Origin of the sequence: Brevundimonas sp. Leaf168, assembly GCF_001423685.1 — a bacterium.
GTDB classification, from domain to species: domain Bacteria; phylum Pseudomonadota; class Alphaproteobacteria; order Caulobacterales; family Caulobacteraceae; genus Brevundimonas; species Brevundimonas vesicularis_C.
The window spans coordinates 243,526-265,867 of the sequence record NZ_LMOY01000008.1; the positions used below are offsets into that span (position 1 = coordinate 243,526).

Annotated in this window: 26 protein-coding genes and 1 riboswitch; of the genes, 18 read left to right on the plus strand and 8 right to left on the minus strand. The window is 65.8% G+C overall.

Features of this window, described 5'->3' with window-relative positions:
• Nucleotides 1-12: 12 nt before the first annotated feature.
• Nucleotides 13-222, plus strand: a riboswitch (cobalamin riboswitch).
• Nucleotides 223-367: 145 nt separating this feature from the next.
• Nucleotides 368-2,194 (plus strand): TonB-dependent siderophore receptor, encoded by a 1,827-nt coding sequence (locus ASF81_RS08455; RefSeq protein WP_055807600.1) that lies wholly within the window; start codon nucleotides 368-370, stop codon nucleotides 2,192-2,194.
• Here the strand turns inward: ASF81_RS08455 and ASF81_RS08460 are convergent.
• The 3 genes from ASF81_RS08460 to ASF81_RS08470 form a co-directional block, all read right to left on the minus strand.
• Nucleotides 2,178-3,098 (minus strand): aldo/keto reductase, encoded by a 921-nt coding sequence (locus ASF81_RS08460; protein ID WP_200932915.1) that lies wholly within the window; start codon nucleotides 3,096-3,098, stop codon nucleotides 2,178-2,180. The genes ASF81_RS08455 and ASF81_RS08460 overlap by 17 nt on opposite strands.
• 95 nt (nucleotides 3,099-3,193) lie before the next feature.
• The gene (gene maiA, locus ASF81_RS08465; RefSeq protein ID WP_055807603.1) at nucleotides 3,194-3,829 is read right to left on the minus strand and encodes a maleylacetoacetate isomerase; all 636 of its coding nucleotides are present in this window, start codon (nucleotides 3,827-3,829) and stop codon (nucleotides 3,194-3,196) included.
• Nucleotides 3,826-4,494 carry a fumarylacetoacetate hydrolase family protein gene (locus ASF81_RS08470; RefSeq protein ID WP_055807605.1) on the minus strand — a complete coding sequence of 223 codons (669 nt, stop codon included), beginning with the start codon at nucleotides 4,492-4,494 and terminating at the stop codon, nucleotides 3,826-3,828. Before ASF81_RS08470 ends, maiA begins: the two co-directional genes overlap by 4 nt.
• 137 nt (nucleotides 4,495-4,631) lie before the next feature.
• On the opposite strand from ASF81_RS08470, the gene ASF81_RS08475 reads away from it, so the two are divergent.
• From ASF81_RS08475 to ASF81_RS08505, 7 genes are all read left to right on the plus strand, one after another.
• The gene (locus ASF81_RS08475; protein ID WP_017506144.1) at nucleotides 4,632-4,976 is read left to right on the plus strand and encodes a YqjD family protein; all 345 of its coding nucleotides are present in this window, start codon (nucleotides 4,632-4,634) and stop codon (nucleotides 4,974-4,976) included.
• A complete protein-coding gene (locus ASF81_RS08480; protein WP_055807608.1) occupies nucleotides 4,976-5,386 on the plus strand; it encodes a hypothetical protein in 411 nt (136 codons plus the stop codon). The genes ASF81_RS08475 and ASF81_RS08480 overlap by 1 nt, the downstream gene beginning before the upstream one ends.
• Nucleotides 5,387-5,480: 94 nt before the next feature.
• On the plus strand, nucleotides 5,481-5,660 hold the full coding sequence (locus ASF81_RS08485) for a DUF1328 domain-containing protein (RefSeq protein WP_039243970.1): 180 nt from the start codon (nucleotides 5,481-5,483) through the stop codon (nucleotides 5,658-5,660).
• 140 nt (nucleotides 5,661-5,800) lie between these two features.
• Nucleotides 5,801-6,424, plus strand: coding sequence for a hypothetical protein (locus ASF81_RS08490; RefSeq protein WP_235559279.1), 624 nt, complete (start codon nucleotides 5,801-5,803; stop codon nucleotides 6,422-6,424).
• 2 nt (nucleotides 6,425-6,426) lie between these two features.
• Nucleotides 6,427-6,729: a transcriptional regulator gene (locus tag ASF81_RS08495; RefSeq protein ID WP_055807614.1), complete on the plus strand. Its 303-nt coding sequence runs from the start codon at nucleotides 6,427-6,429 to the stop codon at nucleotides 6,727-6,729.
• A gap of 114 nt (nucleotides 6,730-6,843) precedes the next feature.
• A complete protein-coding gene (locus ASF81_RS08500) occupies nucleotides 6,844-7,638 on the plus strand; it encodes a tyrosine-protein phosphatase (RefSeq protein ID WP_055807617.1) in 795 nt (264 codons plus the stop codon).
• Nucleotides 7,635-8,942, plus strand: a complete 1,308-nt coding sequence (locus tag ASF81_RS08505) for an anthranilate synthase component I family protein (RefSeq protein WP_055807619.1) — start codon at nucleotides 7,635-7,637, stop codon at nucleotides 8,940-8,942. The genes ASF81_RS08500 and ASF81_RS08505 overlap by 4 nt, the downstream gene beginning before the upstream one ends.
• Before the next feature lie 3 nt (nucleotides 8,943-8,945).
• Here the strand turns inward: ASF81_RS08505 and ASF81_RS08510 are convergent, their stop codons facing one another.
• Genes ASF81_RS08510 through ASF81_RS08520 form a run of 3 tightly spaced genes read right to left on the minus strand, consistent with a single transcriptional unit; the run spans nucleotide 8,946 to nucleotide 10,443 of the window.
• A complete protein-coding gene (locus ASF81_RS08510) occupies nucleotides 8,946-9,494 on the minus strand; it encodes a TadE/TadG family type IV pilus assembly protein (RefSeq protein ID WP_055807623.1) in 549 nt (182 codons plus the stop codon).
• Nucleotides 9,491-10,030 (minus strand): TadE/TadG family type IV pilus assembly protein, encoded by a 540-nt coding sequence (locus tag ASF81_RS08515; RefSeq protein ID WP_055807626.1) that lies wholly within the window; start codon nucleotides 10,028-10,030, stop codon nucleotides 9,491-9,493. Before ASF81_RS08515 ends, ASF81_RS08510 begins: the two co-directional genes overlap by 4 nt.
• A gap of 8 nt (nucleotides 10,031-10,038) precedes the next feature.
• Nucleotides 10,039-10,443, minus strand: coding sequence for a pilus assembly protein N-terminal domain-containing protein (locus ASF81_RS08520; RefSeq protein ID WP_055807629.1), 405 nt, complete (start codon nucleotides 10,441-10,443; stop codon nucleotides 10,039-10,041).
• Between the two features lie 239 nt (nucleotides 10,444-10,682).
• Between ASF81_RS08520 and ASF81_RS08525 the strand changes: the two genes are divergently transcribed.
• From ASF81_RS08525 to ASF81_RS08565, 9 genes are all read left to right on the plus strand, one after another.
• Nucleotides 10,683-10,868 carry a Flp family type IVb pilin gene (locus tag ASF81_RS08525; RefSeq protein WP_055807632.1) on the plus strand — a complete coding sequence of 62 codons (186 nt, stop codon included), beginning with the start codon at nucleotides 10,683-10,685 and terminating at the stop codon, nucleotides 10,866-10,868.
• Nucleotides 10,869-10,972: 104 nt separating this feature from the next.
• Nucleotides 10,973-11,491: a prepilin peptidase gene (locus tag ASF81_RS08530; protein ID WP_055807875.1), complete on the plus strand. Its 519-nt coding sequence runs from the start codon at nucleotides 10,973-10,975 to the stop codon at nucleotides 11,489-11,491.
• Between the two features lie 118 nt (nucleotides 11,492-11,609).
• Nucleotides 11,610-12,527, plus strand: a complete 918-nt coding sequence (cpaB, locus tag ASF81_RS08535) for a Flp pilus assembly protein CpaB (RefSeq protein ID WP_055807635.1) — start codon at nucleotides 11,610-11,612, stop codon at nucleotides 12,525-12,527.
• 11 nt (nucleotides 12,528-12,538) lie between these two features.
• Nucleotides 12,539-14,179, plus strand: coding sequence for a type II and III secretion system protein family protein (locus ASF81_RS08540; protein ID WP_055807640.1), 1,641 nt, complete (start codon nucleotides 12,539-12,541; stop codon nucleotides 14,177-14,179).
• Nucleotides 14,180-14,187: 8 nt separating this feature from the next.
• The gene (locus ASF81_RS08545; protein WP_055807643.1) at nucleotides 14,188-14,865 is read left to right on the plus strand and encodes a CpaD family pilus assembly protein; all 678 of its coding nucleotides are present in this window, start codon (nucleotides 14,188-14,190) and stop codon (nucleotides 14,863-14,865) included.
• A 2-nt stretch (nucleotides 14,866-14,867) separates the two neighbouring features.
• A complete protein-coding gene (locus ASF81_RS08550) occupies nucleotides 14,868-16,454 on the plus strand; it encodes a cellulose synthase operon protein YhjQ/BcsQ (RefSeq protein WP_055807646.1) in 1,587 nt (528 codons plus the stop codon).
• A gap of 3 nt (nucleotides 16,455-16,457) precedes the next feature.
• The gene (locus tag ASF81_RS08555; protein ID WP_235559281.1) at nucleotides 16,458-18,125 is read left to right on the plus strand and encodes a CpaF family protein; all 1,668 of its coding nucleotides are present in this window, start codon (nucleotides 16,458-16,460) and stop codon (nucleotides 18,123-18,125) included.
• 4 nt (nucleotides 18,126-18,129) lie between these two features.
• Nucleotides 18,130-19,107 (plus strand): type II secretion system F family protein, encoded by a 978-nt coding sequence (locus tag ASF81_RS08560; protein WP_055807649.1) that lies wholly within the window; start codon nucleotides 18,130-18,132, stop codon nucleotides 19,105-19,107.
• 10 nt (nucleotides 19,108-19,117) lie between these two features.
• A complete protein-coding gene (locus ASF81_RS08565) occupies nucleotides 19,118-20,098 on the plus strand; it encodes a type II secretion system F family protein (protein ID WP_055807653.1) in 981 nt (326 codons plus the stop codon).
• Here ASF81_RS08565 and ASF81_RS08570 read toward each other — a convergent pair.
• Nucleotides 20,095-20,529 carry an SRPBCC domain-containing protein gene (locus ASF81_RS08570; RefSeq protein WP_055807656.1) on the minus strand — a complete coding sequence of 145 codons (435 nt, stop codon included), beginning with the start codon at nucleotides 20,527-20,529 and terminating at the stop codon, nucleotides 20,095-20,097. The genes ASF81_RS08565 and ASF81_RS08570 overlap by 4 nt on opposite strands.
• A gap of 46 nt (nucleotides 20,530-20,575) precedes the next feature.
• On the minus strand, nucleotides 20,576-20,932 hold the full coding sequence (locus tag ASF81_RS08575; RefSeq protein WP_055807658.1) for a hypothetical protein: 357 nt from the start codon (nucleotides 20,930-20,932) through the stop codon (nucleotides 20,576-20,578).
• A gap of 90 nt (nucleotides 20,933-21,022) precedes the next feature.
• Here ASF81_RS08575 and ASF81_RS08580 point away from each other — a divergent pair, with 90 nt between their 5' ends.
• Nucleotides 21,023-22,324 carry an amidohydrolase gene (locus tag ASF81_RS08580; RefSeq protein ID WP_082503505.1) on the plus strand — a complete coding sequence of 434 codons (1,302 nt, stop codon included), beginning with the start codon at nucleotides 21,023-21,025 and terminating at the stop codon, nucleotides 22,322-22,324.
• Nucleotides 22,325-22,342: the final 18 nt, after the last annotated feature.

Sequence of the window (22,342 nt, forward strand, 5' to 3'; positions counted from 1 at the left end):
GCCGTTGACCGGCTCTTGCACAGGCTTGTCGGCCCTGCGATAGGCCGCGTCAGGCGGTTAAGGGAACACGGTGTGACGCCGTGGCTGTGCCCGCAACTGTAGGCGGCGAGAGCGTCGTCCGTCCGGGGTTTCGATCCCGGCGCCACTGGGAAACTGGGAAGGCGAGGACGGCGGTTTACGACCCGCAAGCCAGGAGACCTGGCCGCCGACGTCGCTCGCTCCTGTCCGGGACCAGACAGCAGCGCGGTTTCTCCGTGGAAGCGACCCGACCTTGCGCCGTCCAGACCTTTAAGCGGTCTGGCGGGTCGGTTCGCTCATGACGGTCTCTCGCGCGCATTCGCGGGACCGAACACGGGGGTATCGCTCAATGAAGCGTTCCATTCTTCTTTCGACGGCCGCGATCGCGGCCGCCTTCGCCGCGCCTGCTTTTGCCGAGGACGCGACCCAGCTGGACGAGGTGATCGTCACCGCCACCCGCATCCCGGCCATCGTCGCCGACACGCCCGGCGCCCGCGTCATCGACGGCAAGACCATCGAGCAGCGCGGCGCGATCTTCGCCGCCGACATCCTGGCCGATGTACCGGGTCTGTCGGTTTATCGCGCCGGCTTCGGCGGCGTGACCTCGGTGCGCATACGCGGCGCCGGCCAGGACAAGTCGCTGGTTCTGGTGGACGGCGTGCCGGTCAACGATCCTTCCCAGCCCTCTGGCGGCTTCGACTTCTCGGGCTTTGATCTGGGCGACGTCTCGCGGGTCGAAGTGCTGAGCGGCCCCCAATCGTCGTTGTGGGGGTCGGACGCCATCGGCGGCGTGATCTCCTTCACCACGCGCGAGCAGAACGGCGTCTCGGCCAACGCCGAGGCTGGATCATACGGCACGGTGCGCGGGCGTCTGGGCCTAGGCGTGGCGACCGACAAGTTTGCTTATGGCCTGTCCGTCTCGCGCTTCCATAGCGACGGCTTCTCGGCTGCGGATGAGGCCGATGGCGCCACTGAGGCCGACGGTTTCGACAACACCACCGTCAACGCTCGTGCGCGTTATGAGCTGAACGACCGCTTCGGCCTGGACGCCAGCTATCGCCACTCGGACACCTTCGCCGACATCGACGGTTTCGGCCCGGTCGATACGCTGGACACGGCCGCGACCGTCAATCAGTCGGGTCTGGTGCGTGTGTGGGTCGCCGACGTTTTGGGGCTGAACCATCAGTTCACCGTCGCCGCCTCGGACATCGACCGCGACACCAACAGCGCCTTCCCCTCGGTCTATACCGGCCAGCACCGGCTGTACCGCTGGCAGGCGGACAGCCGCGATCAGGAGGCGCGTCTGGTTTACAGCTTCGGCGCCGAGCATGAAGAGAGCAAGGCCGACCTGAACGGTTCAGTCGAGGCGGAACTGGGCGTCAGCTCGGTGTTCGGGGTGGCGCGTTTCGCCGCCACGGATCGCCTGAGCCTCACGGCGGGTGTGCGCCACGACGACACCGACGATTTCGGCGGCGAGACCACCGGACGCGTATCGGCCGCCTATGATCTGGGCTCCGGCATCACTCTGAGCGGCGCCTATGGCACAGGCTTCAAGACGCCGTCGGTAAGCCAGGCCGTGTGCGACTTCTGCTTCGTCCTGCCGACGACAGCGGTCGCCGCCTTGGTTCCCGAAAAGGGCAAGGGGGGGGAACTGGCCTTGGGCTGGCGTTCCCAGGATGGCCGTTTCGATGGTCGCGTCACCGCCTACCGTCTGGAGGTCGAAGATCAGATCGACGGATTCTTCAACAACAGCACCTTCGAATTCTACTACGTCAACCTGTCGCGCACGCGCACAGACGGTGTCGAACTAGAAGGTCGCGCCGCACTGGGCGGTGGGTTCGAGCTGTCGGGCGCCTATGCCTGGACAGACGCGCGCAACGCCGTCACGGACGCGCCGATCCTGCGCGTGGCCGAACATTCGGGATCCGCGACCCTGGCTTGGACGGGCGAAAGCCTGTCGGGCGCCCTGACGGTGCGTGCGGAGGGCGATATGCCGGATTCGGGCGGTCAGCGTGACGGGTTCGTCGTCGCCAATCTGAACGGCGCCTGGGCGTTGAACGACAAGGTGTCGTTGACGGCGCGGGTCGAGAACCTGTTCGACACCCACTACCAGCAACTGCTGGGTTATGGCGAAGCCGGTCTGTCCGGCTATGTCGGGATCAGGCTGCGCTACTGATCCGGGCGCGGGCGTCGGCGGTGAAGGCCGCCGGCGCCTCGAGCGCCAGGGCCGCCCAGTCCAGATTGGGGCAGGGCGCGTGGGCGGCGGCCAGGATGGCGCGCAGTTCCGCGGCCGAGGCGACGCTGGCCACGACCTTGTCGACGCCCTTTAGCGCCAGGGCGTAACCGAGGGCCGCCTGCATCGGGTCGCAGCGTTGTTCGGCCAGGCGTCGACGCGTGCGCGACAGGGCCTGGGCATGGCTGGCCAGCTCGACCGGCAGATCGTCGCCGCCCGCGAACAGCAGGCCGCCGGCGAAGACCGAAGACAGATGAACCGAGGCGCCCGTATCGGCGATGGCTTCCAGCACGCCGTCCTGGGCCGCGCGCTGGTCCAGCAGACTGCACGGCACCTGAACCACGTCCGCTTCCAGGCGGCGGGCCAGAAGCGCGGGGCCGTCCTCGATCGTGGCGCAGAAACCGATGCGGCGGAACAGGCCGCGGTCCTTCAGACTGCGGGCGCGATCCCACAGGGCGCGGCCTTCGGCGCCGGCCAAGTCGGCGGCGTTGGAAATCAGCAGAACGTCGCCGCGGGGCAGGCCCATCCGTTCCAGCGAACGACGGGCGCGGGCCTCGACCCGGTCCAGACCTTCGCTGAGCGCAACGGTGCGGACCGTAACCTGGAAAGGCGAGGGGAAGGGCCAGGCCTGACCCAGCAGGCGTTCGCCGTCGCCCTCGGGCCGGGTGGCGATCAGCTTGACCCCGGCGTCGGCTCCGGTTTGCAGCAGAAAACGCATGGCTTCTTCGCGGGCGCCGGACGGCGCGCTCATGAAGGCGCCGGGCGCGCGCTCGGGCTCGGTCACCACGGCGAGGGCCAGGCGATGGATGGGCGACGACGCCGAAGGTGTGGCGGGGGAATACGACACGCCCGACACTATGATCGCCAATGCTTAAGGGACGCTGAGCGAGACCTTAAGCGAACCCTACTTATCCACCGCTGATATGCGCATTGAGGCGAAAATCAGGCGTCGGCGTCAGGCTGCAAGTCCGGGTGGGCCGAGGCGAAGGCGGGGTGAGCCAAGGCGGTCTGTTCGACCGCCAGCAGACGCGGCCAGGGCGATAGGTCCATGTTGAAGCGCCGCGCCGAATACATCTGCGGAATCAAATAACAATCGACCAGGGTCGGGGCGTCGCCGAAGCTCCAGCCGGCGCCGTGGCGGGCGACCAAAGCCTCCAGCGCGTCGAAGCCCGGTGCGATCCACCGGGCCGCCCAAGCGTCCACGGCGGCCTGATCGGCGTTGAACTCAGACCGGATGGCCTTCAACACGCGCAGATTGTTCAGCGGATGAATGTCGCAGCCGATCAGCGCGGCCATGGCGCGCACGGTCGCCCGGTCGTTCGCCCCCTTCGGCAGCAGGGCCGGGTCGGGGCGGGTTTCCTCCAGCCATTCCAGAATGGCCGGGCTCTGGGTCAGGACCAAATCGCCGTCCTGAAGGGCGGGGACCATGCCCTGCGGGTTCAGCGCCACATAGTCGGGCGTCTTCTGTTCGCCCTTGCGCAGGTCGTGAGCGGCATTTTCGTAGCCGATCCCCTTGAGATTCAGAGCGATGCGAACGCGGTAGCTGGCGCCCGAGCGCCAGTAGCCGTGCAGGATCATGACTGCACCTCGAAGCTGAGCGTCTCCAGCCCGTCGATGGTCACGACCACACGGTCGCCTGGCTTGACCGGGCCGACGCCGGACGGGGTGCCGGTGAAGATCAGGTCGCCGGGTTGCAGCGACCACAGGACGGCGGCCGCCGCGACGATCCGGTCGGGGTTCAGGATCATGTCGTTCAGGACGCTGTCCTGTCTGGTTTCGTCATTGACGCTCAGGCGAATGGCGCCGTCGGGCGACGGCAGGTCGCCCAGTGTGATGGGACCGCAGGGCGCGGATTGATCGAACCCCTTGGCGGCGTCCCAGGGGCGGCCGGCCTTCTTGGCCTCGGCCTGAAGATCACGACGGGTCAGGTCGCAGCCGACGGCCCAGCCGACGATAGCGACGCCGCCATCCTTGCCCGGCCCGATCGCGGCGACCAGTTCGGCCTCGTAGTGCAGGTTTGCGGTCGCCGACGGGTAGGATGGGTTTGCGCCGTCCGAGACGATGGCGTCGCCCGGCTTGGTGAAGAAGAAGGGCGTCTGTTTGTCGGGGTCCGACCCCATTTCGCGCGCATGGGCGGCGTAGTTCTGGCCCACGCACAGGATGCGGCGAACGGGGAAGCGCTGGTCCGATCCGACGATCGGCAAGGACGGGGCGGGGCGGGGCGCAAACAGCCATTGGGTCATGGCGACCGTTCTAGTGCGGCGAAAAGCCCGTGGCGAGAGGCGCACGCCCGACCCACCTAAAGGAACCTCGTTGCGCATGTGGCGTTGCAACACGGGGTTCTCTATTCTACCGCCAAGCTTTCAACGGAGCGCGCACCATGGCCACCACCAAGGCCCGAGAAGACATCAAGGCCGACCTGAAGACCCTCAAGGAGGATCTGAAGACCGGCGCCCGCGAAGAGACCCAACGCCTGCGCGACAAGGCCGCCGAGGCCGAAGCCAAGCTGCGCGCCAAGAGCGACGAAGTTCGCGAGCAGGCCCGCAGCTATTACGACGAGGCCCGCGTGAAGGGGCGCGAATATTACGACGACGCCGCCGAACGCTTCGACGAGGCGCAACGCTATGTCGTCGAACGCGTGCAGGAGCGTCCGCTGCAATCGACCGCCGTGGCGCTCGGCGTCGGCGTCATCCTCGGCATGCTGCTGGCCGGCCGCCGTCGCTGATGTTCAAGGGCATCGTCAAAAAACTGGTGGCGACGGCTGTCGTCGCCGCCAGTGCGTTTCTGGCCGTCGTCTTCCTTGGCGTGGCCATCTTCTATGCGCTCAGCCTGACGCTGACGCCGCTCGGCGCGGCGGCCGTGACGTTTGGTCTGTTCGCCCTGGTCGCCCTGATCGTGACGCTGGTCTTCCTGAAGGGCGACAAGCACGACGACGCCGAAGAGGAAGATGAGCCTGAGGGCCTGCTGGGCAAGGTGCTGCACATCGTTCGCGAGCGTCCGATCGTCGGCGCCGTGGGCGGTCTGGGCGCCGCCTTCTTGTTGCTGCGCAACCCGGCTCTGGCGGCGATCGTCGCTAGCATGGTCGCGGATCGCAAGATGGATCAGGGCGGCTATTCACGTCGTCGCCGTCGATAGGCGATGGAACGGCCAGGCGACCCTGGCGTTGATGATACAGACCGACGTACGGCTCCCGGGCCGACGGAAACATCAACTCAGGAGAGCTAAACCCATGATGCGCTGGGCAATTATCTTCCTCGTCGTGGCCCTCGTCGCGGCTGTTCTCGGCTTCGGCGGCATTGCGAACTTCTCGTTCGAGATCGCCAAGTTCGTCGCCGTCGTCGCTATCATCCTGTTCGTCATCGCCCTGGTGGCCGGCGGACTGCGTGGACGCGGCGCGCCACGACTTTAGGCTAAATACATAAAGTCGAACGAGGGGCGGCGCCGAAGGCTTCGCCCCTTTTTCATGCGCGGCGCGGCCTAATAAGAAAGGACTTTACAACACAAAGCAAATGAGTGATGTTGTCTCAACGGTTCGAGGAGGAGAGCATCATGACCCGCGAGACCCAAGCCATTCAGGACGACATCGCCTATATGCGCAGCCTGGCGCACGAGGGGCGGCATGCCCCCCTTCTGGCCGGCCCGATCCTGGTGACGGCCGGCATCGTATTCGGAACCACCAGTCTGATCCAATGGGCCATCCAATCCGGCCTCGTTCAGCTTAATCCCTGGTCCCAGTTGTGGGTCTGGATCGTCGCCGGAGTGGTGTTCGCCGTCGCCCTGACGGTCCTGATCGGCCGTATGAAGATCAAGCCCGGCGTCAACTCCGCCGGCAACAAGGCGGTCAGCGCGGCGTGGGAGGGCGTGGGCTACGGCATCTTCGTCACCTGGTTGGCGCTGGTGGCCTTGTCCCTGAAGACCGGACAGTGGTCCTGGATGGCGGTGATGCCGACGGTGGTCCTGGTCGCCTATGGCTCGGCCTGGATGATCGGCGCGGCGATGACGCGGACGCGCTGGATGTCCTACACCGCCTTGGCCGCCTACGTCGGCGCGGTCGCCGTCGCCTGGTTCATGGGCAGCGCCACGATCTATCCGGTCTTCGCCGTGATCCTGTTGGCCGTGGCGCTGGTCCCGGGCATCGTCCTGATGCGTCAGGAACCGTCGGAGGTGGTCTGAGCATGGCCGACGACTTCGACATCAGCCGGATCGACGACGTCATTCACGGGCGCATCCGGCTGGGGATCATGGCCTATCTGTCCGGGGCCGGATCGGCCGACTTCACCACCCTGAAGACGCGGTTGCAGACGACGGACGGCAATCTGTCGGTCCACCTGAGAAAGCTTGAAGAGGCGGGGTTTGTCGCCGTCTCCAAGCGTTTCAATGGGCGCAAGCCGCTGACGGAGGCCAGTCTGACCGATCGCGGACGCGACGCCTTCGTCGCCTATCTGGATGCGATGGCGGGCCTGCTGCCAGAGCGATGAACATAGGCGAAAGCATGAAGCATGCTCTCGCTTTCATCCTGGAGTCTGATTCACGGCCTCGACGAAATCGCGAAGCGATTTCATCTCAACCGATCAGGCTCTAAAAGCGCGGTCATGACCGACCGCCTTCACGCCTTCGAGGCCATCGACAACTTTCGGGACTACGGCGACTACGCCACGGCGGCCGGGCGGCGCGTAAAGCCCGGCCGTCTGCTGCGTTCGGCCCACCACGCCCGCGCCAGCGACGCGGATCTGGAGCGGCTGAAGGCGCTGGACATCGGGGCCGTCGTCGATCTGCGTCGACCCAGCGAGCGCCGCGACCAGCCGTCGCGTCGGCCTGAAGGCTTCAGCGGGCAGGTCATTGAGGGCGGCGTGGATGATGGCGCGGAGGCGCCGCACATCACCTTCCTGAAGACCGCCGACCTGACGCCGGACTCCGGGCGGCGCTTCATGACCCAGACCTATCGCACCCTTCCGTTCGACGCCTCGCATCAGGACGTGTTCGGCCGCTATTTCCAGGTCCTGGCGGATCAGGCCGAAACTTCTCGAAATAGGGCGGTGGTGATCCATTGCGCGGCGGGCAAGGACCGGACGGGTTTTCTCGCCGCCCTGACCCACCATCTGCTGGGCGTGTCGCGCGACGACATGGTCGAGGACTATCTTCTGACCAACACCGCCGTCGATCTGGGGGGCCGGGCGCCCGGCATCGCCAGACAGCTTCACAAGATGACGGGTCGGGTTGCGTCGGACGACGCGATCGTGGCCTTCCTGGGGGTCGAGGCCGCCTATCTGGACGCCGCCCTTGCCGAGGTTGAGGCGCGGCATGGATCGGTGGACGCCTATCTGAAGGAGGCGCTGGGCGTCGATGCGGCGCGCCGTGATCGGATCGTGGAGCGGCTGACCGCGTGAGCGAAGTTTTCAGTCACACCGTCACGCGCGACGCGCCCTGGATCGATCCGGTCACGGTGGCGGCGGGTTTCGGCGGCGACGACGGCGCGCTGGCCCTGCTGTCGGACGGCGGGCCGGGCGGTCGCTGGTCCCACGTCGCCCAGGCGCCGGACGTGGTGTGGGTCGGCCCGGTGGATGACGCCTCGCCGTTTGAGGCGCTGCGTGATCCGGTGTTTGCCGTCGGCGTCGTCGGTCTGGCCGCCTATGACGCGGGCGCCCGGCCGGCCACCGGACGGCGCGGGACGGTCTGGCCCGATCTGATGCTGGCGCGCTATCCCGCCATGCTGAGTTTCGATCATCTTGAGCGCGCAGTGTGCGCCACGGGAAGAGGCGCGACGGCGGAGAAGGCGACAGCGGCGGCCGAGCGGGCCCTGACCTGGCTGGCGAAGGCCGCACCGGTCGTGACGCCCTCCGCGCCGGCCGACCGGTTCGAGGCCGAGGCGCCGGCGAGCGCCTACCGCAACGCGGTCGCGAATGTGGTGGAGCGCATCGGGGCGGGGGACCTGTTCCAGGCCAATATCGCCCGGGCCTGGTCCGGGGAGCTGAGCCCCGGCCGCGATCCGTTCGAGGTCTTCCTGCGGCTGCAAAAGGAGCGGGCGTCGCCGTTCGGAGCCTATTGGCGGATCGGGGATCGGGCGCTGGTGTCAAACTCGCCCGAACTGTTCCTCGCGTTTGATCCCGCCAGCCGCCGCATCGAGGCGCGCCCGATCAAGGGTACCCGACCGCGCGCTGACGAGCCGCAAGAGGATGCGGCCATGGCGGACGAGCTGAGCTTCAGCGCCAAGGATCGCGCCGAGAACCTGATGATCGTGGACCTCATGCGGAACGACCTGGCCCGCGTGTCGCAGCTCGGGTCGATCAAGGTTGAGGTTCTTTTCGAGGTTGAACACCATCCGACGGTGCATCATCTGGTCTCGACCGTGACGGGCGAAGCCATGTCTGCGGTCGGTCCAGCCGACCTGCTGGAGGCCACCTTTCCGCCCGGTTCAATCACCGGCGCACCCAAACATCAGGCGATGAAGGTGATCGCCGCGCACGAGCCGCCGCGCGGACCCTGGTGCGGATCGTTGTTCCTGATCGGCGACGACGGCGCCCTGACCGCATCGGTCTTGATCCGGACCGCCGGTTTCGAACGGAAAGACGGCATCTGGAACTATCGCACCCTCGCCGGCGCCGGCATCGTCGCGGACAGCGATCCGGCCGCCGAGGAGGCCGAGACCGACGTGAAAATTTCAGCGATGCGACAGGCGCTGGTGGGGATGTAAGGGTCAGCAACCGCTGCAGGGGATCAGTTCAACGGTGCGCGGTCGCAGATAGGCCATACGGCTGAACTTGGTCACATACGGCGCGACCCGGTCGAATGGTGATTTGTAATCATAAAAGGCTTCGGCAACGATCACTGACTCGCCATTGGCGAGCATGTCTGAAGGGACTTTGGCCTGTGCGACCGTCAGTTTCGACGAGATGCCTTTTCCAACGCTCCAGTCTACCTTGTAGGTCGTCGCGTTAACGCGCGTGACGCTGCTGACGCGTTGGGTCAATGAAGACGAAGCAAACGGCGCCATGATCAAGTCGCCGATCGCGAACACATCTGTCAGGTCGGTTTTGCTTGTGCTGTCGCTCTGGGACACCAGGTCCGCCACCATCGCGGCGACGTGGCCTGTTCGTTTTAGCGCCATATAGCCCTGACAAAACTCAACCATGCTGAAGTAGAACAAGATCAGGATTGGCGCGAGAAACGCGAATTCCACTGCGGCGATGCCGCGGGTGTCGCGTCCGTATGATCGAACGAATGAGGGGATGCGGAAGCCCGTCATTGCCACGGTTCATTGCGAAAGGCGGTCGTCGCAGTAAGCAAGACCTTGCCTGTTCCGATCCGAGATACCGCCTGGCTTAAAAGAGGCGTAGCGAGAGGATGTGCATACCAGATACGAACCAGAACCAAATCACCAGCCTTGCCGCCGTTGTAGATGGTCTTTTTGTCATCCATGGCTTTATTTGTGATTGGATCCTCGACAGCCGGCGCGCTGAACCTGGGAATAACTCTCACGTCTACGGTCATTCGACTGTCGCAGTCGGATTTGAACACGACCATCTTGGAGCAGACCTGGGCTTTGAATTTGGTCTTGTCGAAACCCTGCGCATGAGCCTGGCCGGTGCGAATGAGACGGCCGCTATCCATGGCCGCCGTTTCAAGCACTGAATCCAAAACGAATACGACGCCTAACTCCAGGATCGAAAAGATCATCAGGAAGAAAGGGATGGCGACCATGGCGAACTCGACCGCGGCCGACCCGTCTCGCCTCCGCTTGTCGGGGCTCCAACGCGACTTCAATGATCTCCGAGCGCGCATGGTTGAAGTCAGGGGGCTGTGGGCGCAGCAGATGCCGAGGGGGACCGGACGCTGGGTGTGCACGAGGCGCCGCAGGCCATCTCCGTCGCCTGGGCGCCCCGCCAGACCCGAACCGAACCGGTAGAGCCGCCTGTGACAACGATCTCACGCTGGAAGAGGGTGCGGCCTACACCGTCGACGGCAACGACTTCAGTGACGCCATAGCCCTTGCCGACAATAAACATGGTGTTGGCGTCGACCAGCGACACATCGGCGATTTGGGGGTTGCCGACGATGATGGAAGCGGCGGCGCCGCGAAGCTGAACGCGCGCCGAACGATCGATCTCGACGTTCAGCGCGCCGTCCTGGGCGCTGGCGACGACGGGGGCGACGATGAGGGCGGCGGCGAGCAGAAGGGACGAGATGCGAGACATCGGCGGCTCTTGATGGTGGCGCGTGCAAACGCGGACGCGCGCATGATGCAGCCGTGATCCTCAACAAAGGCTGAAGCACGGATATGAGAATTTTCTTTGGTAAATCTGCGCGTAACCAAACCTCGTGACTCAGATTTAACGGGCCTCGTGCATTTTGATCCCGCGTTTGGGGGTCAAGCGGGCTACCGGCTCCCCCCGCCAAGTTGCTCGCTAGACCATTTGAAAAAAAGGAACTACCTATGACCAAGTTCATCTCGCGCTTCGCCAAAGACGAATCGGGCGCCACCGCCATCGAATACGGCCTGATCGCTGCTCTGGTCGCCGTCGCGCTTGTCTCGGTTCTCACCGCGATGAGTGGCAAGCTCAGTGCTACATTTGACAAGGTTGGCTCTGAGCTCGACAAAGCGAATAACCCTGGCGGCTAGTCGCTAGTGTCGAAGTTTTGAAGTTTGGGTCGGAGCTTGAAAGCTTCGACCCTTTTCATATGACGGCAACCAAACCTTAAGTTCTGTCGAACAAGATGCCGGTCATGGATATTCTGCTGCTCACCCTGCTCGGCGTCTTTCCTGCCCTGGTCATCATCGGGGGTCTGCACGACCTGATCACCATGAAGATCCCGAACTGGATCTCCCTGGCCCTTGTCGGCGCCTTCTTCCCCATCGCCTTTCTGATCGGCGCCGCGCCGATGGATGTCGCCATCCATGTCGGCATCGGGTTCGCGGCCTTGCTGCTCGGCATGGGCATGTTCGCCGCCGGCTGGATCGGTGGCGGCGACGCCAAGCTGCTGGCCGCCAGTTGTCTGTGGATGGGGATGAGCGGCGTCGCGCCGTTCTTGATCTACACCGGCATCGCGGGCGGCGCCTTCTGTCTGCTGCTGATGACCGCTCGTCAGTATTTTCCGATGGTCGCCCCGTCGGTGTCGCAAGGCTGGGTCATCAATCTGATGCAGCCCAAGGGCGATATTCCTTACGGCGTCGCCATCGCCATCGGCGCCCTGCTGGCCCTGCCCGAGAGCGGGCTGCTGCTGACCTTCGCCTCGGGTCGCTGACACCCCGTTGACCGGCGTTCGCGGCGCTTAGGAAGCGTTAACCCGCAAGGCCCATGATCGTTAACGGTAGGCGTCGGGGGATGAATCCGAAACACAGCGCCTGCTGGAGACATCCTGGATGAAGCCCGCCCGCATCGTCGTCATCTGCATCGCCGCCGTCTCGGCCATCGGCCTAGCCCTGGTGGTCCGGGCCATGGGGTCGTCGTCGCACGAGCCCACGACACCCGCCGCCGCTGCCCCCGTCGAAGTCCGCCCGATGGCCAAGGTGTTGGTCGCCGCCAAAGATCTGGAACCCGGCAAGCGTCTGGTGGAGGCCGACCTCGAATGGAAAGATTGGCCCGTCGATGAGGTCAATCCCGTCTTCATCACTGACGGCTCCACGCCGGTGCCCGCCAAGCCCGCTGCGGAAAGCGCAACGGCTAAGGCGACGGACGCCGTGAACCGCGTCGCGAAGGCGGCGACGGAGCTGGCCACGACCGGCGCCAAATCCGACTATATCGGCTCGGTGGTCCGCGAACCCATTCTGGCCGGAGAGCCCATCGTGTCGCGCAAGATCGTGCGCGCCGGCGACAGCGGCTATCTGGCCGCCTATCTGGAGCCGGGCATGCGGGCGATGGCCATCGCTGTGACGGTGGAATCCGCCGCCGGCGGGTTCATCCTGCCGGGTGACCGCGTCGATGTGGTGCTGACCGCCGAAACCAATCGCGACGGCGCCGTCGAGGGCGCGACCAAGTCCAAGTTCGCCTCTGGCGTCGTGCTGCAGAACATCAAGGTCCTGGCCATCGACCAGGCGACCCGCGTCGGCGACGACGCCCAGGCCGTGGTGGGCGCTACCGCGACCCTGGAAGTCAGACCGCAGGACTCGGTTCTGCTGGCCCAGGCCAAGTCCGAGGGCGAATTATCGCTGTCGCTGCGATCCTATGCCGACACCGCCGGGCCGTCCGGCGCCACGCGCCGCCCCGTTGCAGCCGTTTCCCAACCTCAGGCCGTGCGCATCTATCGCGGCGGCGCGCCCGAAGTGGTGGCCGTGCCATGAGAACTCAACCGATGCGCCGACCCACGATGCGCAAGGCCGCCGCTGCCGCAGCCTGCGCCCTTCTGGCCACTCTGGCCGCAGCGCCTGCCGGCGTCGCCCAGACCCGCGCCGCCGTCTCGACGGGTGCGGCGCAGCGCCTTATCAACCTGCCGCGCGGCACCTCGTTCGCGGTAGATCTGCCCGCCGACGCCCGCGACGTCATCGTCTCCAATCCGCAGGTGGCCGAGGCCATGCTGCACTCGCCGCGGCGCATCACAGTTATCGGCATCGCGCCGGGAGAAACCGACGCCGTCTTCTTGGACGCAGCCGGCCGCACCATACTGAGCCTGCGGGTTCGGGTGGACGCCGGCACCAGCGCGCTTCAGGACACGTTGAGCCGCATCGCTCCTGGTGGGCAGATTCACGCGGAAGCCGTCAACGACAGCGTCATCCTGACGGGGGTTGCAGATAATCCCGCTCAAGCGGCTCAGGCCGCGCGCGTGGCCGCCGCCTTCGTCTCAGCGCCGGAGAAGGTGATCAACATGATCAGCGTCGCCGGTTCCGACCAGGTGACGCTGCGGGTGCGCGTGGTGGAGGTGCAACGCAACGCTCTGAAACAGCTTGGCTTCAGCTCCGACATCTTGAAGGGCGCGGGCATCCATTCGTATGGCTTCAGCCGACCCAATACCTACGGCGTCAACGGATCGGCGGCCGGCGGAACGGGTCTGTGCTACGGTCAAAATGGCGGCCGGACGACTAACGTGTCGAACTCGAACACCACCACCAGCCAGACCAGTTCCGGCGGGGCGTCGGCAAGCGGTCAACAGGCGACGAGCGGTTCCTTCCCCTCGACCGTCACCGTGACAGATGTTAATGGCAACGTGGTCCAGATTCCTGCGACGGCTATCGGTCAGTCCACTGTGTCATCTGGCTCTAGCAACACGATCACCAGCGCCATCTCCAATATTGCGTCGACCGCCTTCCAGACACTGACGGGCACGAATGCGAGCGGCTGTCTTGAGGCCTTCGAACGCGTGGGATTGGCCCGGACGCTGGCCGAACCCAACCTGACGTCTGTGAATGGCGAAGCGGCGAACTTCCTGGCCGGCGGCGAGTTTCCGCTGCCGACAGGACGTGACCGGGATGGCAACATCACCGTGATCTACAAGCCCTATGGCGTGGGTCTGGCCTTCCGGCCGGTGGTGATGTCCGGCGGTCGCATTTCCTTGCAGGTGAAGGTCGAGGTTTCAGAACTAACGGCTCAAGGCGGTTTCACCATCGGCGCCGGCACGCCCTCGTCCATCACTCTACCGGGTCTGACGGTTCGGCGCAGTGAAAACACCGTGGAACTGCCATCGGGCGGATCAATGATGATCGCGGGCCTGCTTCAGGAAACCACGCGCCAGACAGTGGACTCTCTGCCGGGGGTGACCAACCTGCCGGTCCTGGGATCGCTGTTCCGATCGCGCGATTATCTGATGGGCGAAACCGAACTGGTGGTCATCGTCGAGCCCTATATCGTCAGTCCGACCTCGCCCGATCGGATGCAGACGCCGGCCGACGGCCTGCGCGTGGCCAGCGATAGTCAGACCATTTTCTTCGGCCAGTTGAACCAGGTCTACGGGCTGCCGAATGCGCCCCCGGCCGGTTCGGTCGGCTATGTGATCGAGTGAGCACCTCCATGACTCGCACCCTGATTGCCACGCTTCTGACGGCCACGGCCCTGGCGCTCGGCGCCTGTGTCGGCGGCCCCGCTAGCCTGGGCGGCGAGCCGCCGCTGACGCCGACCTCACGCTACCAGCTTCAAGTCGAGCCGGATCTAGACCGGATCGCGCTCGCGGTTCACGAAACCGGTCTGTCCCCGGCGCAGAACGGCGCGCTGCAGGAGTTGGTCAGACGCTATCGCTACGTCGATGCCGTGCCGATGGTGATCGAAGCCCCGGCCGGAAACGATGCGGTGGCGCTGAAGACCGCCTATGACGTTCAATCGGCCCTGGCAGCCTACGGCGTATCGCCGGACCGGATCACGCTCGTCAGCTACGCCGCGCCGGATCCGCGCGCGCCTGTGGTCGTGGGCTATCAAACGATCCGTGCGGCGGTGCCGCAGTGCGGCGCGAACTGGGGCAATCTGAGCCGGACCGGCGACAATCAGTCGGCATCGAACTTTGGATGCGCCGTGACGGCCAATCTGGCGGCCCAGATTGAGGATCCACGCGACATCCAGCGGCCACGCGCCATGACGCCAGCGGACGCCGGGCGGCGAACCGTAGTGTTCGATGCCTATCGCGGCGGCAAGCCGACGTCGGCGGATCGTGAAGACCTGATCCGGGATACCGCCGTGTCCCGTGCGGTGAACTGATCATGAGCACAGCCCCAGCCCCTCGCGAGTTCGACACCTTCGACGACGCGTTCGATGTCGATATGGAGTTCGCGCCTCCGGTTGACGACGTCGCCGCGCCGCGCAGCCCGCTTCAGTTCACGCCTGCGGCGTCGGCGATGCCGGCCGGTGCGGCGCCTCAGCCCCAATCGCCGCTTCAAGCCGCGCCCCTGGCGCCGGTCCCGGCCGCCCCGGTCTATGCGCCCGACGCCGCTGGCTTCAATCCGGTCGGTGACGTAGTCGCCCAGGCGCAAGCCAGCCTGATGGATACGGGTCTGGCCTTCACCGGTCTGGCCCCCGCCAGCAACATCGGCGAAGTCTCGGTGCCGCGCATCGCCATCCATGTCTTCGCCGAACGCCAGGACACCCTGGCCTCGGCCGAGCGCGCCGCCCAGGATCGTCGCCTGTCGCGCGCCACGACGCAGATCCGCGTCGGTGGCGTCGCTGCAGCCGTCGAGACCTATCAGCACGAGCCGACGCCCCCCCTGATCATCGTCGAGTGCCTGAAGGACCCCCAGACCCTGCTGTGGGAAGTCGATCAGTTGGCCGAGGTCTGCGACGCCGGCACCAAGGTCGTGGTGATCGGCGCGACGAACGATATCATCCTGTTCCGCGAGCTGATGCGGCGCGGGGTCAGCGAATATCTGGTCGCGCCCTTGCAGCCGCTGCAGCTGATCGCGGCCATCGGCGGCCTGTTCAACGACCCGGCCCAGCCCTTCGTCGGGCGCACCATCGCCTTCGTCGGCGCGCGGGGCGGGGCGGGGGCCTCGGCCGTGGCGCACAACACCGCCTATGCGATTTCCGAGCGGATCGGCGCCAATACGGTGATCGTCGACTATGACCTGCCGTTCGGCACCGCCGGCCTGGACTTCAACCAAGATCCGCTGAACGGCGTCGCCGACGCCCTGGGCCAGCCCGACCGGCTGGATTCGACGCTGCTGGACCGGATGATGGTCCGCTGCACCGACAAGCTGAGCCTGTTTGCGGCGCCCGCCAGTCTGGACACGGACTGGGACATCTCGACCGAGGCGTTCGAGGAGGTCACCAACCAGATCCGCGCCACAGCGCCCTTCGTCGTGCTGGACCTTCCGCATCTGTGGTCGCCGTGGATGCGCCGCACCCTGATCAGCGCCGACGAGGTGGTGGTCGTGGCGACGCCGGACCTGGCGTCCCTGCGCAACGCCAAGAACATGATCGACCTGATCCGTCAGGGCCGCCCCAATGACGCGCCGCCGCGCCTGGTGCTGAACCAGGTCGGCGTGCCGGGTCGCCCCGAGATCCCGGCCAAGGACTTCGGCGCGGCGCTGGGCGTGCATCCCAGCCTGATCATTCCGTTCGACGCCAAGACTTTTGGCGCCGCCGCCAATAACGGCCAGATGATCCTGGACGCGGGGGCCAAGACCAAGTCGGCCGAAGCCTTCCAGACCCTGGCCCAGATCGTGTCGCGGCGCGAACTGCCGATGGTGGCGGGACCCAAGGCCAAGCCGGCGAAGGCGGGCAAGGCCGAGAAGACCAAGCCGGCGGATGGGGCGTCGAAATCCCTGTTCGCCAATATGTTCAAGAAGCGCTGACGCATGTTCGGCAAACGCACAGGTCAGCCCGGCGCCGCCCCTGCGCCCCTGCGGCCGGCCCCGGCCCCCGCTGCGGCATCCGCGTCCGGCGGCGAACCTGTGTCCGTGTTCGGCATGCAGACGGCCGCCGCGCCGATGGCGGCGACGACCAACGCATCGGCCTTTGCCTATGCCGACGAGGAATTGGAACCGGCGGCCGACGCCTTCGACCGAGCGTCTGCCCCGACCCAGCCCGCGCCGGCCGATCGTCTGGACGCCCTGGCTTCGCGTCCCAAGCCCAAGCCTGCCCCTGAGGCTCCGCGTCCCACCGGCAATGTCGCCGGCACGGGTCCGAAGGCCACGGCGGGTCTTGAACAGCTGAAAAAGGCTCAGGCGGTCGCCGAGATCGTCCGCGAACAGAGCGACTACTATCACGCTACGAAGACGACGATCTTCAACGCGTTGATGAACACCATCGACCTGGCCCAGCTGGCGCATCTGGACCAGAAGGCGGCGTCGGAAGAGATCCGCGACATCGTCGCCGAACTGGTGGCGATCAAGAACGTCTCCATGTCGGTCGCCGAGCAGGAGCATCTGGTCCAGGACATCGTCAACGACGTTCTGGGCTATGGTCCGCTTGAGCCGCTGCTGAGCCGCGACGACATCGCCGACATCATGGTCAATGGCGCAGGCCGCGTCTTCATCGAGGTCGCGGGCAAGGTCCAGCTGACCAATGTCCGGTTCCGCGACAACACTCAGCTGATGAATATCTGCCAGCGGATCGTGAGCCAGGTCGGCCGCCGCGTGGACGAAAGCAGCCCCATCTGCGACGCCCGTCTGCCGGACGGTTCGCGCGTCAACGTCATCGCTCCGCCGCTGGCCATCGACGGTCCGACGCTGACGATCCGGAAGTTTAAGAAGGACAAGCTGACGATGAAGAATCTGGTGGAGTACGCCTCCATCAGTCCCGAGGGCGCGCGCGTCCTTGGCGTCATCGGCGCGTCACGATGCAATCTGGTCATCTCGGGCGGCACCGGTTCGGGCAAGACGACGCTGCTGAACACCCTGACGGCCTTCATCGACCCGACCGAGCGCGTCATCACCTGCGAGGACGCCGCCGAACTGCAACTGCAGCAGCCGCACGTCGTCCGTCTGGAAACCCGCCCGCCGAACCTGGAAGGCCAGGGCACGATCACGATGCGGGATCTGGTCAAGAACTGTCTGCGGATGCGTCCCGAGCGGATCATCGTCGGCGAGGTGCGCGGACCCGAGGCGTTCGACCTGTTGCAGGCCATGAACACGGGCCACGACGGGTCCATGGGCACGCTGCACGCCAACAGCCCGCGCGAAGCCATCAGCCGGATGGAGTCCATGATCACCATGGGCGGCTACGGCCTGCCGTCCAAGACGATCCGCGAAATGATCGTCGGCTCGGTTGACGTCATTATCCAGGCCGCCCGTTTGCGCGACGGTTCGCGCCGCATCACTCACATCACCGAGGTCGTGGGCCTGGAAGGCGATGTGATCGTGACGCAGGACCTGTTCGTCTACGACATCACTGGCGAGGACGAGAACGGCAAGATCATCGGCCGTCATCGCTCGACCGGCATCGCCCGTCCCCGCTTCTGGGACCGCGCCCGATACTACGGGCTGGAGCGCGAGCTGGCCGACGCCCTGGACGCGGCGGAGTAGGACGATGCTTCCGATTCTCGCCGCCGTTCTGGCTTTCATCACCATCGGCGGACTGGGCTGGGTCTTCGTCGGGGGCGACGATTCCTCGGCTCAGGCCGTCAAGCGCGCCCAAAGTCTGGGCGAACCCAAGAAAAGCGCTGCTCTCGCCCGCAAGGCGGCCGCCGCCAATACGCCAGAGGCGCGCCGCAAGCAGATTCTGGTTCAGTTGCAGGACGCCGACAGGCGCGAGCGCAAGGCGCGCACAACCATGGCGGCCCGCTTGAAACAGGCCGGCCTGAGTTTGAGCGTCCGCACCTTCTACATCATCTCGGCTGTGGTCGGGCTGGTGACTGGCCTAGGCACGCTGATCTTCGGATTGCCGATCCTGGTGGGCATCGGCATCGCCCTGATCTTCGGTCTGGGACTGCCGCGCTGGATCGTGGGCTTCCTCGGCAAGTCGCGGATGAAGAAGTTCTCGCTGGAGTTCCCCAACGCCGTCGACGTGATCGTGCGCGGCATCAAGTCGGGCCTGCCGGTCCACGAATGTTTCAAGATCATCGCCCGCGAGAGCCCGGCGCCGCTGGGGCCGGAGTTTCAGACGCTGGTCGAGGGCCTGGGCGTCGGCCTGACCCTGGAGCAGGCGTTGGAGAAGATGTATGGCCGGATGCCGACCTCCGAACTGCGCTTCTTCACCATCGTCATCGCCATCCAGCAGAAGACCGGCGGCAACCTGGCCGAGGCGCTGGGCAATCTGTCGGCCGTGCTGCGCGCCCGTCGGATGATGGGCGAGAAGATCAAGGCGTTGTCGTCCGAGGCGCTGGCCTCGGCGGGCATCATCGCCTCTCTGCCGCCTGCGGTCATGACGATGGTCATGTTCACGACGCCCTCTTACATGATGCCGCTGTTCACCGATTTCCGCGGCAACTTCATGCTGCTGATGGCGGCGCTGCTGATGGCGACCGGCATCTTCGTGATGAAACGCATGATCTCGTTCAAGTTCTGAGGCCGGGATCATGGAAAGCTTCATCCGTTTCATCACCGACCCGCAGAACCTGCTTAGCATCGGCGTCGGTGTGCTGGTCTTCGCCACGGTCGTCACCCTGTTGTCGTCGATGACGGGCGGGGTTGCGCTGGACAAGCGCATGAAGGCGGTTGCGGAACGGCGCGACGACCTGAAACGCCGGTCACGCGCGAACATGGCCGGCGGTCAGGGGGCGCTGCGTCACACCGACGACGGGTTCAAGAAGCGGATTGTGGATCGGCTGAATCTGTCCAAGCTTCTGGAAGATCCCAAGGTCGCGGGTCAGATGGTGCAGGCCGGTTATCGCGGGCCGCGTCCGCTGACGACCTTCTACTTCTTCCGCTTCACCTCGCCCTTCATCTTCATGATCGTGGCGGCCTTCTATCTGTTCGTGATCAAGGTCGTGGACTGGCCCACGATGAACAAGGTGACCGCGACGATGGCGGCGGCGGTCGCCGGCTTCTATGCGCCGAACATCTATTTAAAAAATCGGATCGACAAGCGCCGCGCCTCGATCATGCAGGCGTTCCCTGACGCGCTGGACCTTCTGCTGATCTGTGTCGAGGCGGGCATGTCGATCGAGGCGGCGATCGCCAAGGTCAGCCAGGAAATGGGCCCGTCGTCGATCGATCTGGCCGAGGAACTGTCGTTGCTGTCGGCGGAGTTGAGCTATCTGCCTGATCGCCGCATGGCCTACGAAAACCTGGGCAAGCGCACCAACCACCCCGGTGTGAAGTCGGTCGCGACCGCCATGACGCAGGCTGAGACCTATGGCACGCCGCTGGCCACCGCTTTGCGCGTCATGGCGAAGGAAAATCGCGATTTGCGGATGTCCGCCGCAGAGAAAAAGGCCTCGGCCCTGCCGGCCAAACTGACCGTGCCGATGATCCTGTTCTTCCTGCCGGTCCTGTTCATCGTCATCCTGGGTCCGGCCATCCTGAACGTCATCGACATGATGAAGGACGGGCGCTAGGCGCGCTCCGCCGCCGCCTTCAGCCCATGGGCGGCGCTTTCGAACGCCGCCTTGATCGCCGTGCGATGCTTGTCATGGAACAGCTCGCCGCGAATGCCCGAAAAACGGATGCCGATGGCGACGATGCAGTTGCCGGGCGCCAGCTCCTCGATCTGGATGTAGCGCAGGCTCTGGAACAGGAAGCCGCGCCGCTCGGCCCAGACCAGCCGCGCGCGCGGCTGCCATTCCACCACTTGGGCCGCCGACTGGCGTTCGGCCATGTCGGGCCACGCCTCGGTCATGGTCAGACGGCCGCCATAGGCGATGGCGCCCTCGACGTCCTTGTCGATCGGGTTCCAGGCGCCCCAGCCGGGCAGGTCCGCGACCAGGTCCCAGATGCGGTCCGAGGTCGCCTGAACGCCGACGCGTTTTTCGATGCGAGTGTCATCCATGGTTTCGCTCTGACACGGCTGGCCGCCGGAAGAAAGGCGCCGAGCCTCAGTCGGCGGCGTCGACCCGCTTCAGCCGCCGTCCGTCATCCAGCCCCAGCCGCGTCTTGACCTCGAACAGATCGGCGCCGGCCGGAATGATCAGCAGCTTCTTGGGTTGGGCCGTGTTGACCGCGACGACGGCGCCCTTGGGGCAGATGTCGAAACAGTCGGCGCCGACGACCGTCAGCTCGCCCTTGCGACCCTGTTTGCCCTTCTTCAGGTGCAGATATTTTCGCAGCGCCTTCTTCAGCGTCAGATCGCCGCCGGGGCCGAAGCCGCCGTCCAGCTTTTTGGAACATTTGCGACAGACCAGAACGACGTCGCGCCATTCGGTCTTTGCGCTCTTGAAGGCCTTCTCACCCATGCGGACAGAAATCGCCGTTCGCGACTGCTTGCACAAGCGGGTGCGGCGCCGTCACCTGTCGTCGGGCTGAAAATTTCACGGGACTTTCACATGCGTCGATTGTTCGTCGCCTCCACAATGGCGCTGCTGCTCGCCGCCGGCGCCGCTCAGGCTCAGGTCGATACGGCCAGCGTGGACGCCGCCGTGCAGCGCGTCATGCCAGATGTCGTCGCATGGCGGCGCGACTTCCATCAGCATCCTGAACTGGGCTTCGCCGAGACTCGCTCGGCCGGCGTGATCGCCGACCATCTGCGATCGCTGGGGCTGGAGGTCCGCACCGGGGTCGGCAAAACCGGGGTGATCGGCGTGCTGCGCGGCGCACGGCCGGGCCGGACGGTGGCCCTGCGCGCCGATATGGACGCCCTGCCGGTGCAGGAGGCGACGGGCCTCGACTTCGCCTCGAGCGCGACCGGAAGCTATATGGGCAATACGGTGCCGGTGGCCCACGCCTGCGGCCACGACATGCATATGGCCATGCTGATGGGCGCGGCCGAGGTGCTGGCGGGGATGAAGGACCGGATCGCCGGCACGGTGGTCTTCGTCTTCCAGCCGGCCGAGGAGGGCGCGCCTCCGGGAGAGCCCAAGGGCGGGGCGGCCCTGATGATCGCCGAAGGGGGGCTGAACGATCCCAAGCCCGAGGCCATCTTCGGCCTGCACGTCGTGCCGGGCCGTCCGGGCAGCGTCTTCTATCGGCCCGAGGGCTTCATGGCGGCCTCGGACCGCGTGGATATCCGCCTGAAGGGCAAGCAGACGCACGGCGCCTGGCCCTGGCGCGGGGTCGATGTGATCGCTGTGGCGGGCCAGGTGGTCGAGACAGTCAACACCCTGACCGCGCGCACGGTCGATCCGACCACGACCCCGACCGTCTTCACCATCGCCACGATCAACGCCGGCGTCCGCTACAACATCATCCCCGACAGCGCGACGCTGTCGGGCACGCTGCGCACCTTCGATACGGCCCAGCGCGACGCCTTGGTCGCCCGCGCCGAGACCGCCATCGACCATGTCGCCGAGGCCTACGGCGCCACCGCCGAGTTCGGCGTCAAACAGAACGCGGCTTTGGTATTCAACGACCCCGGCCTGTCCGCCTGGCTGGCCCCGGTCCTGACCGAGGCGGCGGGCGAGGGGAACGTCAACGCCGCCACGCCCCCAACCACGGTGGCCGAGGACTTCAGCTATTTCCAGCAGGCCGTCCCCGGCGTCTTCTACCACCTGGGCGCCAGTCCCGACGGCGTGGACCCCGCGACCTCAGCCCCCAACCATTCGCCGGAATTTTCACCGAACGAGAAGGTCTTGCCGTTGGGCGTGAAGACGCATGTGCTGACGGCGCTGCGGTTCTTGGAGCGGAGTTAGAAGAGGCGAACGATGGCG

What these genes read in the sequence shown, in the direction of transcription:
- ASF81_RS08495 (WP_055807614.1), top strand. Translation starts at nt 6,427, where the DNA reads ATGGCCGACGACTTCGACATCAGCCGGATCGACGACGTCATTCACGGG.
- ASF81_RS08550 (WP_055807646.1), top strand. Translation starts at nt 14,868, where the DNA reads ATGAGCACAGCCCCAGCCCCTCGCGAGTTCGACACCTTCGACGACGCG.
- cpaB (WP_055807635.1), top strand. Translation starts at nt 11,610, where the DNA reads ATGAAGCCCGCCCGCATCGTCGTCATCTGCATCGCCGCCGTCTCGGCC.
- ASF81_RS08555 (WP_235559281.1), top strand. Translation starts at nt 16,458, where the DNA reads ATGTTCGGCAAACGCACAGGTCAGCCCGGCGCCGCCCCTGCGCCCCTG.
- ASF81_RS08530 (WP_055807875.1), top strand. Translation starts at nt 10,973, where the DNA reads ATGGATATTCTGCTGCTCACCCTGCTCGGCGTCTTTCCTGCCCTGGTC.
- ASF81_RS08500 (WP_055807617.1), top strand. Translation starts at nt 6,844, where the DNA reads ATGACCGACCGCCTTCACGCCTTCGAGGCCATCGACAACTTTCGGGAC.
- ASF81_RS08480 (WP_055807608.1), top strand. Translation starts at nt 4,976, where the DNA reads ATGTTCAAGGGCATCGTCAAAAAACTGGTGGCGACGGCTGTCGTCGCC.
- ASF81_RS08575 (WP_055807658.1), bottom strand. Translation starts at nt 20,932, where the DNA reads ATGGGTGAGAAGGCCTTCAAGAGCGCAAAGACCGAATGGCGCGACGTC.
- ASF81_RS08580 (WP_082503505.1), top strand. Translation starts at nt 21,023, where the DNA reads ATGCGTCGATTGTTCGTCGCCTCCACAATGGCGCTGCTGCTCGCCGCC.
- ASF81_RS08560 (WP_055807649.1), top strand. Translation starts at nt 18,130, where the DNA reads ATGCTTCCGATTCTCGCCGCCGTTCTGGCTTTCATCACCATCGGCGGA.
- ASF81_RS08540 (WP_055807640.1), top strand. Translation starts at nt 12,539, where the DNA reads ATGCGCCGACCCACGATGCGCAAGGCCGCCGCTGCCGCAGCCTGCGCC.
- ASF81_RS08565 (WP_055807653.1), top strand. Translation starts at nt 19,118, where the DNA reads ATGGAAAGCTTCATCCGTTTCATCACCGACCCGCAGAACCTGCTTAGC.
- maiA (WP_055807603.1), bottom strand. Translation starts at nt 3,829, where the DNA reads ATGATCCTGCACGGCTACTGGCGCTCGGGCGCCAGCTACCGCGTTCGC.
- ASF81_RS08485 (WP_039243970.1), top strand. Translation starts at nt 5,481, where the DNA reads ATGATGCGCTGGGCAATTATCTTCCTCGTCGTGGCCCTCGTCGCGGCT.
- ASF81_RS08520 (WP_055807629.1), bottom strand. Translation starts at nt 10,443, where the DNA reads ATGTCTCGCATCTCGTCCCTTCTGCTCGCCGCCGCCCTCATCGTCGCC.
- ASF81_RS08490 (WP_235559279.1), top strand. Translation starts at nt 5,801, where the DNA reads ATGACCCGCGAGACCCAAGCCATTCAGGACGACATCGCCTATATGCGC.
- ASF81_RS08470 (WP_055807605.1), bottom strand. Translation starts at nt 4,494, where the DNA reads ATGACCCAATGGCTGTTTGCGCCCCGCCCCGCCCCGTCCTTGCCGATC.
- ASF81_RS08475 (WP_017506144.1), top strand. Translation starts at nt 4,632, where the DNA reads ATGGCCACCACCAAGGCCCGAGAAGACATCAAGGCCGACCTGAAGACC.
- ASF81_RS08545 (WP_055807643.1), top strand. Translation starts at nt 14,188, where the DNA reads ATGACTCGCACCCTGATTGCCACGCTTCTGACGGCCACGGCCCTGGCG.
- ASF81_RS08525 (WP_055807632.1), top strand. Translation starts at nt 10,683, where the DNA reads ATGACCAAGTTCATCTCGCGCTTCGCCAAAGACGAATCGGGCGCCACC.
- ASF81_RS08570 (WP_055807656.1), bottom strand. Translation starts at nt 20,529, where the DNA reads ATGGATGACACTCGCATCGAAAAACGCGTCGGCGTTCAGGCGACCTCG.
- ASF81_RS08455 (WP_055807600.1), top strand. Translation starts at nt 368, where the DNA reads ATGAAGCGTTCCATTCTTCTTTCGACGGCCGCGATCGCGGCCGCCTTC.
- ASF81_RS08515 (WP_055807626.1), bottom strand. Translation starts at nt 10,030, where the DNA reads ATGCGCGCTCGGAGATCATTGAAGTCGCGTTGGAGCCCCGACAAGCGG.
- ASF81_RS08510 (WP_055807623.1), bottom strand. Translation starts at nt 9,494, where the DNA reads ATGACGGGCTTCCGCATCCCCTCATTCGTTCGATCATACGGACGCGAC.